Annotated in this window: 9 protein-coding genes; 6 read left to right on the forward strand and 3 right to left on the reverse strand. The window is 71.3% G+C overall.

Annotated features, from left to right (window positions below; genetic code table 11):
* The first annotated feature begins 14 nt into the window (after positions 1 to 14).
* The 5 genes from ACWD4G_RS21020 (at position 15) to ACWD4G_RS21040 (ending at position 5,627) form a co-directional block, all read left to right on the forward strand.
* Positions 15 to 983, forward strand: a complete 969-nt coding sequence (locus ACWD4G_RS21020) for a carbohydrate ABC transporter permease (RefSeq protein ID WP_451295528.1) — start codon at positions 15 to 17, stop codon at positions 981 to 983.
* On the forward strand, positions 980 to 1,852 hold the full coding sequence (locus ACWD4G_RS21025; protein WP_451295530.1) for a carbohydrate ABC transporter permease: 873 nt from the start codon (positions 980 to 982) through the stop codon (positions 1,850 to 1,852). Before ACWD4G_RS21020 ends, ACWD4G_RS21025 begins: the two co-directional genes overlap by 4 nt.
* A gap of 26 nt (positions 1,853 to 1,878) precedes the next feature.
* Positions 1,879 to 2,859, forward strand: coding sequence for a hydroxyacid dehydrogenase (locus ACWD4G_RS21030; protein WP_451295810.1), 981 nt, complete (start codon positions 1,879 to 1,881; stop codon positions 2,857 to 2,859).
* Between the two features lie 63 nt (positions 2,860 to 2,922).
* A complete protein-coding gene (locus tag ACWD4G_RS21035) occupies positions 2,923 to 4,875 on the forward strand; it encodes a DUF2264 domain-containing protein (RefSeq protein WP_451295532.1) in 1,953 nt (650 codons plus the stop codon).
* Complete coding sequence (locus ACWD4G_RS21040) at positions 4,872 to 5,627, forward strand: sugar phosphate isomerase/epimerase family protein (protein WP_451295534.1); 756 nt, start codon at positions 4,872 to 4,874, stop codon at positions 5,625 to 5,627. The genes ACWD4G_RS21035 and ACWD4G_RS21040 overlap by 4 nt, the downstream gene beginning before the upstream one ends.
* A gap of 41 nt (positions 5,628 to 5,668) precedes the next feature.
* Here the strand turns inward: ACWD4G_RS21040 and ACWD4G_RS21045 are convergent, their stop codons facing one another.
* Complete coding sequence (locus tag ACWD4G_RS21045) at positions 5,669 to 7,594, reverse strand: glycoside hydrolase family 97 catalytic domain-containing protein (protein WP_451295536.1); 1,926 nt, start codon at positions 7,592 to 7,594, stop codon at positions 5,669 to 5,671.
* Positions 7,595 to 7,772: 178 nt separating this feature from the next.
* Here ACWD4G_RS21045 and ACWD4G_RS21050 point away from each other — a divergent pair, with 178 nt between their 5' ends.
* Entirely contained in the window at positions 7,773 to 10,646 is a 2,874-nt protein-coding gene (locus ACWD4G_RS21050; RefSeq protein ID WP_451295538.1) for a glycosyl hydrolase family 95 catalytic domain-containing protein, read from the forward strand.
* A gap of 103 nt (positions 10,647 to 10,749) precedes the next feature.
* On the opposite strand, the gene ACWD4G_RS21055 is transcribed toward ACWD4G_RS21050, so the two are convergent.
* Entirely contained in the window at positions 10,750 to 11,691 is a 942-nt protein-coding gene (locus ACWD4G_RS21055; RefSeq protein ID WP_451295540.1) for a zinc-binding dehydrogenase, read from the reverse strand.
* 150 nt (positions 11,692 to 11,841) lie between these two features.
* Positions 11,842 to 12,453, reverse strand: a complete 612-nt coding sequence (locus ACWD4G_RS21060; protein ID WP_451295542.1) for a TetR/AcrR family transcriptional regulator — start codon at positions 12,451 to 12,453, stop codon at positions 11,842 to 11,844.
* Between the last annotated feature and the right edge of the window lie 38 nt (positions 12,454 to 12,491).

Genomic DNA, 12,491 nt, shown 5'->3' on the forward strand with positions numbered 1-12,491 from the left:
CCAGAGGTGCAGCCGTGAGCACAGCGCTCTCCGAACATCAACGCACCGGTCCGAAAGCGCCCACCGCGCGGCCCGCCCGGCCCCGCCGCGCCGGACGCCGTCAGCAGGGCCTCGCCTGTGCCGTGCTGCTCGCCCCGTTCACGGCGCTGCTCGTGGCCGTGTTCCTGGTCCCGGTCGGCTACGCGATCTACCTGAGCTTCTTCGGCCAGGACCACGAGGGTCTCGGCTTCGGTGGCGGCACCACCGTCTTCACCGGTCTGCGCAGCTATCTCGCGGTCCTCGGCGACCCGAGCTTCCGCTCCGGCTTCGGCGTGATCGCCCTCTACTGTCTGATCTTCGTCCCCGCGGTCGTCGTCGGCGCGCTCGCCCTCGCGCTGCTGCTCGACTCCGGGCTGATCCGGCTGCGGCGCACCGCGCAGATGATGCTCTACCTCCCGCACGCCGTGCCCGGCCTCATCGCCGCCGTCATCTGGCTGTACCTCTACACACCCGGTCTCAGCCCGGTCATCGATCTGCTCGCCGACATGGACGTCCACATCGACTTCCTCGGCCTGAACACCGTGCTGCCGTCCATCGTCAACATCGCGCTGTGGAGCGGCCTCGGCTACAACATGGTGATCTTCTACGCCGCCCTCCAGGCCCTGCCCCGCGAGGTGATCGAGGCGGCGCGGATCGACGGCGCCGGTGGTATCCGTACCGCGCTGCTGGTCAAGGTGCCCATCATCCGGGGGTCCGTGGTGATGGTCTGCATGTTCGCTCTGATCGGCGCGCTGCAACTGTTCACGGAGCCCACGCTGATGCACCAGGCGACCCCGATGGTCAACTCCCGCTACACGCCCAACATGTACATCTACGACGCCGCTTTCCGCCGCAACAACTACGGCCTGGCCTCCGCCGCTTCCGTGATCCTGCTCCTGGTCACCTGCGCCCTGTCGTACGCGGTGACCCGGTGGGCGGGCCGCCGGGAGAGGAGCGCCCGATGACCGCCCTCGGCCCCGCGTCCGCGCGGTCTTCCGGCAGCGGACTCACCAGCCGTACCGTCGCCAACACCGTCGTCCTGATCGCCGCCCTCTACACCCTGCTGCCCGGCCTGTGGCTGCTGCTGGCCGCGACCAAGAACTCCGACGCCCTCTTCGGCAGCGACATCTTCTCCTTCGGCGACTTCTCCCTCGGCCACAACCTCACCGAGCTGTTCTCCATGGAGGAGGGTGTCTACGGCCGCTGGTACGTCAACAGCCTGCTGTACGCGGTGGTGGGCGCGCTCGCCGGTGCGCTGATCAGCGTGGCCGCCGGGTACGCGTTCGACAAGTACGACTTCCCGCACAAGGAGAAGCTGTTCGGGCTGGTCCTGACCGGGGTGATGGTCCCGCCGACGGTCCTGGCCCTGCCCCTGTACCTGGTGGCGTCCGGCATCGGCCTGGTCAACACCTTCTGGGCGGTGTTCGTCCCGGTCCTCTTCAACCCCTTCGGCGTCTATCTGGCCCGCCTGCTCAGCAGTGGCTATGTACCGACGGAGGTCCTGGAGGCCTCCCGGGTCGACGGCGCCGGCGAGCTGCAGACCTACTTCCGGGTGAGCCTGCGCATGCTCGGCCCGGGTTTCGTCACCGTCTTCCTCTTCCAGCTCACCGCGATCTGGAACAACTTCTTCCTGCCGATGGTGATGCTCTCCGACGAGAAGCTGTATCCGCTCAGCCTCGGCCTCTACACCTGGAACAGTTCCGCCACCGTGTCGCCCGAGTACTACCCGCTCGTCGTCATCGGCTCGCTGCTCGCCGTGGTCCCGCTGATCGTCGCGTTCGTGACGCTCCAGCGGTACTGGAAGTCGGGCCTGACCGCGGGGAGCGTCAAGTGACCCGCCGCCCGCGCGCCGCCCTGGCCATGGCGCAGCGCACCGCCCGCCAGGTACTCGACGCCGATGCGCGCGCCCGCCTCGCCGCGCTGACCGACATCGACCCGCTTCTCGTCCTGGACGACCTCACCACGCCCGCCGCCCAACATGCCCTGGCGGACGTCGAGTTGCTGGTCACCGGCTGGGGCTGTCCACCCCTGGACGCCGCCGTGCTGGGGGCGGCACCCCGGCTGCGTGCGGTCGTCCACACCGCGGGCACCGTACGGCACCACATCACCCCGGCCTGCTGGGAACGCGGCCTGCGTGTCTCCTCCGCCGCCGCGGCCAACGCCGTGCCCGTCGCCGAGTACACCCTCGCCATGATCCTGCTCGCCAACAAACGCGTCCTGGAGACCGCCCGTGTCCACCGCGCGGAGCGCCGCCGTGTCGACTGGAACGAGCGCCACCCCGAGATGGGCAACTACCGCCGCACGGTGGGCATCCTGAGCGCCTCGATCATCGGCCGCCGGGTCATCGAGTTGCTCCGCCCGCACGATCTGACGGTCCTGCTGTACGACCCGTATGTCACCGACGCCGAGGCGCGCGCCCTGGGCGCCCAACCCGTTTCCCTTCAGGGGCTGTTCGAGCGCGGTGACACCGTCAGCGTGCACACTCCGCTGCTGCCCGAGACGCACGGTCTCGTCAGCCGCGACCTCCTGGCCCGGATGCGCACCGGCACCACGCTGATCAACACCGCGCGCGGCGCCGTCGTCGACCAGGACGCCCTGATCGGGGAGGTGACCTCGGGACGACTCCACGCCGTCCTGGACGTCACCGAACCGGACCTCCTGCCCGCCGACTCCCCGCTCTACGACTGCCCCAACGTCCTCCTGACCCCCCATATCGCCGGTTCCAAGGGCGGAGAGCTGCGCCGCCTCGCCGAACTGGCCCTCGCCGAGGTCGAGTCGTACGTCCTCGGCCGTCCCTTCACCCACCCCGTACGCCCGGAAGCCCTGGCCCGCCTCGCCTGAGCCACCGGACCGGCCGCGACACACACACGACGCGACACAGACGAACGGAGGCGTGGCCCCGCCATGCCCGAACTCCCTTTCCCCCTCCCGACCGAAGACCGCACCCTCAGCCCGCACACCGGCTACACCCGAGCCCACTGGGAGGCGGTGGCCGACCACCTCCTCACCTCCGCCCTCCGCTACGCCACCCCCGGTCACGCCCTCATCGACCTTCCGGGCCCGCCCTCGAAGTCCGGCGTGCGCTCCGACGGTCTGGAGGGCTTCGCCCGTACGTTCCTGTTGGCGGCCCTGCGCACCGCCGGTGCCTCCGGGAAGGACCCGCACGGCTTCCTGGAGCGTTACACCGCCGGTCTCCGCCGGGGCGCCCTCACCCCCGGCCGCGACGACGCCGAGTCCTGGCCGGAGATCGGCCACCACGGCATCCAGGGCCAGCCGATGGTGGAGTCCGCCTCGGTGGCCCTCGGTCTACGGCTCACCGCGCCCTGGACCTGGGACGCCCTCCCCGCCGACGACCAGGACCGCGTGGAGCGCTGGCTGCGCGGCGCGCTCACCCACACTCCCGCGCCGAACAACTGGTATCTGTTCCCGTTGACGGTCGCGGGTTTCCTGGAGTCCGTCGGACGCGGTGACGCCCTGACCCGCCGCGCCGTCGAACGCGGTCTGGACCTCCTGGACGGCTGGTACCAGGGCCAGGGCTGGTACTCGGACGGCGACGGCCGCGCCTTCGACCACTACAACGGCTGGGCCCTGCACCTCTATCCACTCCTGCACGCCCATCTCGCCCGGGACCAGGAGCTGTCGGCCCGGCTCGGCCCCCGTCTGCGGGAGTTCCTCGACGGCTTCGCCCTCCTCTTCGACTCGAACGGTGCCCCGATCCACCACGGCCGCTCCCTGACCTACCGCTTCGCGGCGGGCGCGGCTGTGGCGCTCGGCGCTCTCACCGGCCACACCCCGCTCGCCCCGGGCACCACCCGCCGCGTGCTCAGCGGAGCCCTGCGTCACTTCCTCGACCGGGGCGCGCTCGGCGAGGACGGCATCCTCACCCTCGGCTGGTACGGCCCCCACGCGGCCACGCTCCAGCGGTACTCCGGGCCCGGTTCCCCGTACTGGGCGTCCAAGGGCTTCCTCGCCCTGCTGCTGCCGCCCGAGGACCCGGTGTGGACGGCGACGGAGGAACCCGCGCCGGTCGAGGGCGCCGATCGCGTACTGCCCCTTCCGGCCCCCGGGTTGCTGATCCAGACCACCGCCGGGGACGGACTGGTACGGCTGCACAACCACGGCAGCTACAAGCTCGACTCCCGCGCCCCGGAGGCGGCCCCCGGGGACCCGCTCTACGCCCGCCTCGCCTACTCCACCCGCACCGGCCCCACCGGCGCCGCCAACACCCCCGACAACCACATCTGGCTGGAGGCCCGGGGCACCCACAGCGCCCGTATCCGTATCAACCCACTTGCCCACGGCTCGAATTGGCTGGCGTCCTGGCATCGCCCGGTCTTCCCCGAGGGCGGCCCGGTCCTCCCCTCGGCCCGTATCGAGAGCCTGACGCTGGTACGCGGCAGCCTCGAACTGCGGGTGCACCGCACGATGGGCGCACCACCCGGAACACCGATCCACCACACCGGCTGGGCGGTCGCCCTGTCGCCCTCCTCCTCCGCCTCCGCCTCCGAAGCCGCGGACCATTCCGACGGAATCAGCCTCGACGGACCCGACGTGAGCAGCCGGCTCCTCCCCCTGTACGGCTGGCGGACGCTCCGTCCCGTCCGCGCACCTCAGGGCACCGCCCACGGCCCCTGGGCCCTGGTCCCCCAACTCACCGGAACCGTCGGCGAGAACCCCTCCGACACGGTCTTCGCCGCCCTCGCCTCCCTCACCGCCGAACCCGATCCTCCCCCGCTCTCCGGGCAGGTCACCGTCGAGGTCGACGGCCTTGCCCTCACGGCCTGCTGGGCCGATGGCACCCGCACGGTCGTCCATCTCTGCGACGGGGGCCTGACCGTCACCGAGGACCCGGCGTGACGGCCCGCCTCGGGCTGTGCTCGGTCACCCTGCGCCATCTCGACGCGCCCGGTGTGATCGCGGCGGCGGTGGACGCGGGCCTGGAATGCGTCGAGTGGGGCGGCGACCTCCATGTACCGCCCGGCGACACGGACATCGCGGCCCGGGTACGGGACGCCACCGGGGCGGCGGGCCTGGCGGTCGCCTCATACGGCTCGTACTACCGGGCCGGGCACTCCGACCCGGCGGAGTTCGAGCCGGTGCTCCACTCGGCCGTACGGCTGGGAGCGCCCCGCATCCGGATCTGGGCGGGCGCCACGGGCACCGAGGAGACTGGCCCCGAGAAGCGGGCGGCGGTCGTCGGGGACACCCGGCGGGCGGCCGAGCTGGCGGCCGAGGCGGGCGTCGACCTCGCCTTCGAGTTCCACCGCAACACCCTGACGGACGGCGCGGACCGCACCCTGCGGCTGCTGGAGGAGGTGGGCCGGGCGGACGTACGGACGTACTGGCAGCCCCCGTTGGACACGCCGGACGCCGACGCCCTCGCCGGGCTCGACACGCTGGTCGACCGGGTGGCCGCCGTGCACGCCTTCTCGTGGTGGCCCGGTACGACGCGTCTCCCCCTCGACGCCCGTGCCGAGCTGTGGCGGGCGGCCCTGGGCCGTGCGCACGAGCGACGCCTGGATGTCCTGCTGGAGTTCGTCCCCGACAACGACGAGAAGGCGCTGGCCCGCGAGGCCCGGACGCTCCGGGCGCTCGCGGGTGGCGTGTGATGCGGGGCCGCGGTCATCTGGTGTGTGGCTGCGGCGGGACGTCAGCCGCAGGTCGTGCGGCCGGGTTCGGCCGGGCACACGCGTGCCGCGTAGCCGCCGTTCGTCGGTATGTCGACCGTCAGCCGGGAGTCGGCGGTGACCTCGCGGGTCTCGGTGGTGAGGCCGTCGCCGTTCGGGGCGTCTCGGTAGAGGTCGAGGAGCCAGCGGCCGGGGCCGAGGAAGTCGAGCCGTTCGTCGAGGGTGCGGGCGGTTCCGGAGGTCACGGCGCCGAGGAACCACTCGTCGCCCGACCGGCGGGCGAACACCGCCCGGTCGCCCGGCGCCCCGTCGACCAGTTCGGTGTCGTCCCAGACCGTGGGCACCCCGCGCAGAAAGCGTTCGGCGAGGGGCCGGGCGCGGTACGACTCGACGCTGTCGGCGAAGTGCTGGACCCCGGACTCGTACACCACCGACAGGGCCAGCTCGGCGGCGTCGCTGGTGGGGCGTACGCCGGTGAAGGTGACCGGGGTGAAGTCCATCGAGCCGGTGAGGTTTCGGGTGAAGGGCAAGGTCGTGTAGTGGGCGGCGGGGAAGGGTTCGCGGCCCGGACGCGGGCGGGTGCCCTCGGCGCCCCTCACCGCCTCGACCGTCATCAGCTGGGGCCAGGTCCGCTGCTGGCCCCGGGGGATCGTGCCGCCATGGAAGTTCAGCATCAGTTCGTCGCGCGCGCTGCCCGCGAAGATCGCGTCGTACCAGCGCATCCGGTCCTGGCCGTCCGACTCCATGAAGTCGATCTTCAGTCCGACCGCGCCCCAGGACTTCCACCGAGGCAGCAGGGTGTCGATCTCGCTCGCCGCGTCGATGGTCTGCCAGCGCACCCACAGCCAGACGCCGACGCCCTTCTGCCGTGCGTAGGCGATGAGTTCGGGCATCCAGTCGTTGCTCCAGCCGGAGTCGACGAGGACGTACTCCCAGCCCTGTTCGGCGGCGTGGTCGACGAACTTCTTCTGTGCGGCGAGGCTGCTCGGGCTGGACCCGTCGGACCACCAGGACCAGGCGGCCCTGCCCGGTTTGATCCAGGAGGTGTCGGGGACCTTCGAGGGGGCCGCGAGGTCGGTGATCAGGTCGCTCTCGGTGACCGTGGCGAGATCGCCGATCACCATGGTCCGCCACGGGGTCGCGAAGGGTGCCGTGGTCACCTCGGCGGGGTCGGGCAGCCGGAGCCGGAAGCGGCCCGCGTCCGGGTCGACGCCGTCGAGGGTGAGCCGGGAGCCGGCGTAGGAGCTGTCGAGGCCGGACTCGCCGAGCAGCAGCCAGCTGTCGTCGGTGACGCGGAAGAGGGACGGGTAGCCGTAGTCGGTGCCGGTCCTGGCCTTCGCCAGTTCGGTGCGGGTGTGGAGGGACTCGTAGTCCTGGCGGCCGTTGTCGTACGGCAGCAGGTAGGCGTCGGACCGCGCCGGCACCGCGTAGCGCGAGGTCTCGCCGAGGACGGTGACGGTACCGCTGTCGCCGTCGCCCTCGGGGAGTTCGTAGCGGTAGGCGATGCCGTCGGAGGCGACCCGCACGGCGATCCGCAGGATGCGGCCCTGTTTGCGGAAGGTGAGGACGGATTCGTTGGCGTCGAGGGTGTGGTGGGTGCGGGCGCCGGTGGTCGTCGTGTAGGTCTCGTGAATCCGGCGGTCCTTGCGGCCGGCGTAGGTCAGGCCGGTGGAGAAGTCGGTGACGGCCGTGCGGATGCCGAGGGCGGAGGGCCGCAGCACCGTCGTACGGCCGTCGCGGGCGGTCAGGGTGAGTGCGCCGGAGTCGGTGAGGGACAGTTCGGCGGACATGTCGCCGCCGGGAGCCGTGGTGCGCCATGTCCGCCGGGAGCCGGTGTCCTGGCCTTCGGCGGCGACGGTCGGTGCGCACAGGGCGGCGATGCAGACGGCGATCGTCACGGCTTTGGTGACGGCTCTGGCTCTGGTGACGGCGGATCGTATGACGGGCATGGGTGCCTCCCAAGCGCAGGAGTCATCGATTCATCGGAGGTAACTCATGGGCAGGTCCGGTCTATTGACGCATCATTAGCCACTTCTTACGCTCCCGTCTAGCTGATACATCGGATCAATCTGAGTCGTAGTCATGAACCGTAGTCATGAGCCGCAGTTCTCTGATGGGAGATCGATGATGGGAGTCAGCAGACGGGGATTCCTGGGCGGAGTCGCCGCCGGGGCCGCCACACCGGTCGCCACGGCCGGACCCGCCTCGGCGGCCTCGGCACAGGCGGGTGGGCCCGCGACGCTGGTGGGGATGCGCACCGACCGCGAATGGCGGGAGTTCCTCGGCGCGCAGGACCCGGTGTGGAAGCGGATACCGCGCACCTGGTACGAGGGGCCGTTCCTCGGCAACGGGCTGCTCGGCTCGATCGTCTACCAGGAGCCCGGCCGCAACGCGCTGCGCTTCACCGTGCACCACAGCGAAGTGCAGGATCACCGGCCGGAGTTCGGCAGCGACTGGGGCGTGGCCCGGCTCCCGGTCGGCAACCTCCTGCTGCACCCGGTCGGCACGCTCACCGGCGCCGATCTCCGCCTCGACCTGTGGAACGCGGAGATCAGCGGCACCGTCACCACCGACAAAGGCACCATCCGGCTGCGCGCGCTGGTTCACAACGACCGTACGCTGCTGCTGGTCACCGCCCGCGCGGACGCCGGGGAGCGGGACTTCCGCTGGGAGTTCGCGCCCTCACCGGCGGTCAGCCCGCGTATCGTCCGCGAGGACCCGCCGGCCGCCATGCCGCCCAACCCGGCACCGGTGACCACCGAGGAGCCGGACGGGACGACGCTCGTGGTGCAGTCGCTGGCCGGGGGCGGCCGGACGGCCACCGCCCATCGGGAGCGCGCGCACGGCGACGACCGTACGTACTACCTGGCCGTCACCCACTCCCACCCCGGCACCGACGCCGAGGGGCGGGCCCGTACGGCGGTGCGCAAGGCGTCCGCGCTGCCCGTGTCCAGTCTGCTGCGCACGCACCGCGAGTGGTGGCACCGCTTCCACCGCAAGAGCTTCGTCTCGCTCCCGGACGGCATGCTGCAGAGCTTCTACTCGATCCAGCTCTACAAGCTCGCCTCCGCCGCCCGCGAGCACGCCCCCGTCATGGCCACCACCGGCCCCTGGCTGGAGCCCACCCCCTGGCCGGCGGTCTGGTGGAACCTCAACGTCCAGTTGGAGTACTGGCCGGTGCACGGCTCCAACCACCTCGAACTGGACGCTGTCCCCCGCACCCTCGCCGAGCACACCGACACCCTCATCGGCGCCCTCCAGCCGCAGTACCGTGCCGACTCGGCGGGCCTGCGCCGCAGCACGGACGCCCAGTGCGACGACAACGGCACGGTCCCCGTACCCGGCGCCGCCACCGGTGATCCGGAGGTCGGCAACCTCCCCTGGGCGCTGCACAACGTATGGCTGAGCTACCGCCACACCATGGACCGGGGACTGCTGGAGGACATCCTCTTCCCCTTGCTGCGCCGGACCACCAACTACTACCTGCACTTCCTGTACGAGGGCGACGACGGGCGGCTCCATCTGCCGAGGACGTACTCGCCCGAGTACGGCAGCGCCCCCGACTGCAACTACGACCTGGCGCTGCTGCGCTGGAGCTGCCGGACCCTGGTCGAGTCCGCCGAACTGCTCGGCGTGGACGACGAGTTGGCGCCGCGCTGGCGTGAGGTGCTGGAGAAGCTCACCGATTACCCGGTGGACGACGACGGCTTCATGATCGGTGCCGGGGTGCCCTTCGCGAAGTCGCACCGGCACTACTCCCACATGCTCTCCGTATACCCCCTCTACCTCGTCAACTGGGAGCAGCCGGAACAACGCGACCTGATCGAACGGTCGTTGAAGCACTGGATCGGCTTCGAGGGAGCCCTGCGCGGCTACAGCTTCACCGGTGCCGCGTCCATCTCCGCGATGATGGGCCGGGGCGACGACTCACTGACGTATCTACGGGAGTTGGTCGCCCGATTCGTCCAGCCCAACACGATGTACTACGAGGCGGGTCCGGTCATCGAGACTCCGCTGTCGGCGGCGCAGAGCCTGCACGACATGCTGTGCACGAGTTGGGGCGACACCATTCGGATCTTCCCCGCCGTGCCGGGGCGTTGGCGGGATGTCACCCTGCATGACTTCCGTACCCAGGGCGCCTTCCTGGTCAGCGCCGTCCGCAAGGGCGGCAGCACCAGATGGGTACGGGTGCGCAGTCTGGCCGGGGAGCCGTGCCGGGTGCGGCACTCGATGGGCGGTCGGGTCACCGTCGCGGGGATCGGCGGCCCGGCACCCGAGTGGCGCGATCTGGGAGACGGCGTGGTCGAACTCGACCTTCCCCGGGGTGCGGAGGCCGTGATCCACCCTGTCGGTCGGCGCCCGGAACTGCGCATCGCCCCCGTGCCGGTGAGCGACCCGGCCGACCGCTGGGGCCTGCCGGAGCCGCCGCAGACCGGGAGCGTCACCCAGGTCGACCTCACCGGTCACTTCGACAACGACGCCATCACCACCGAGATGTACTACGGCGACGGGGACTTCGACGGCACCGGCCGCACCTACCCCATGGTCCAGCTCCCGCAGACCGGCCAGACCACCGACTCCGGCATCGGCTTCGCCTTCAGCAACGGCAGCGAGGGCACCGACAACAACGTCGTCGCGGCCGGGCAGGAGATCGCCGTACCGCAGGGCGCGTACGGCAGACTGCACGTCCTCGGCGCGGGCGACACGGGAGACGTCACCGTCCCGGCGACCCTCCGTTACGCCGACGGCACCACCGGCCCGGCGCGGATACGGCTCACCAACTGGCTGGCCTCCGGCCCCGCGTACGGCGAGACGACGGCGGTGGCGACCAGTCAGATCCACACCCGCAGCGGGCCGCTGGCCACGAAGGCGGCGATCTTCCATCAGAGCGTCGACCTCGACCCGGCCCGTCAGCTGGCCGGCATCACCCTGGCCGCTCCGCCCTCCGGCACGGCACGGGCCCATGTGTTCGCGCTGTCGCTGGAGGCGGTCGGCGGGTAGGCGCGTCGGAGTGAGGGGGTTGGGCTGAGGGAGTTGGGCCGTCGCCGCGTCGGTCTCGGCAGGAGTCCGTCTCAGCAGGAGTCGGTCTCGGTAGGAGTCCGTCTCAGTAGGAGAGGACGATCCTGCCGAACCGCTCGTTCCTCGTCAGCTCGGTGAAGGCCGCCCGGAACGCGCCTATGTCGTGGACCGCTTCCACGACGGGCGTGATCTCACCTCGGGTGACCATGTCCAGGACACGGGTCTGCGCCACGGCCGAGGAGTGCGGGACATAGACGAGCGGCACGCGCCTCCGGCTGAACAGCGACGCGGCCAGGCCCGGGAGGTCCTTGTGCGCGTTGACGTTGACGAACGCCCCCGTCCGGGACAGCTTCCTCCTCACCCGGCCGAAGCGCAGCCGCCCGGAGAGGTCGAGGACGACGTCGTAGGTGCCGGGCAGGTCCTCGAAGGAGGTGTCGGCGTAGGAGTGGGCGGTGGTCGCGCCGAGTTCCTTGAGGCGTGACAGGGAGTTCCTGCCGCCGAGCGCGGTGACGTGGGCGCCGAGAGCGGAGGCCATCTGCACGGCGTACACGCCCACACCTCCGCTCGCGCCGACGACGAGGATCTGGTCGCCCCGGTGCGGTGCGGCCTTGTCGAGTCCGGTGAGCGCGGTCTGCGCCCCGATCGGCAGGGCTGCGGCGTCGGTGAAGCCGAGGTCATCGGGGATCTCGGCGAGGTATTCCTCGCGGACGGCCACGTACCGGGCCAGGGCCTTCTCGCCCCGCGTCAGATGCGGGCCGCCCATGACCCGTTGCCCCTCCGTGAGCCGCCGGCCGCCCGAGCGCACCACACCGGAGAACTCCAAGCCGAGATTGACGGCCCTCCTCCTCGTCCGGCGAGCCAGGGACCGGGGGTCGTCGTCCTGCGCGAAGCCCTTCTCCCAGGCGCCGAGGGCGACGGCCCGGACCTCCACCAGCACCTCTCCCTCAGCGGGGCGCGGGACGGGCACCGCCCCGATGTGGAACTTCTCGACGCCCTTCTTCGCGGGGTCGATGAGCACTGCCTCCACGAAAGCTTTCTCCTTTCGGTTCTCGACCGCTGACGCGGAAGCCCCACGGGTCCGGACGAGTCGACCGCCGTCTCTCCGGACGATTCGGCGGCCGCCTCTCCGGACGCGACGGCGGCCGCCCCTCCAGGCGCGACGGTGTCGCTTCCCGGGTCACGACGACGGAGTCCGCTCCGGGACCGGAAAGAGCCGCATGAGCACGTCCACCGCCTCGTCCTGGCGCAGCCGGCCGGCGATGACCGCTTCGCACAGGCGGTCCGCGGCCCCCAGGAAGGCCGCCGTCAGGGCGTACGCGGTCCGCTGATCGACCCCGAGCAGCTCGGCCACCAGCCCTCGGTACCGTTCGGCGTCATCGGCATACACGGTGCCCACGGGTTCACCCGAGGCGATGAGAGCGGCACCGATGTCGGCGTGGAGGGCACCGTTCTCCAGCGTGCACGCGACATAGACGTCGCACAGCGCCCGCAGCGCGCCCTCGGCCCCGTCCCCGGCCTCCCGGTACCCGGCCATCACCCGCAGGACGGCGTCCTCGTACTCGGCGCCCACGCGCTGGATCATGGCGCGCAGCAGCCCGGTGAGGGAGTCGAAGTGCTGGTAGGCGATGGGCTTGCTGACGTCGCAGGCGTCCGCGAGACGGGCGAGCGTCAGGGAGCCGGCCCCGTCCTCCCGCGCCATGCGCAGGGCTGCCTCCAGCAACAACTCCTTCCGCGCCGCGGCCGACACCCGCCGCCGCTTCACCGCACTCTCCGCGCCGGCGCCTGCCATGCTTTCCGTCCTTCCCCTGCGGACCATTACCTACGATC

This window comes from Streptomyces sp. NPDC002643, from assembly GCF_053592555.1.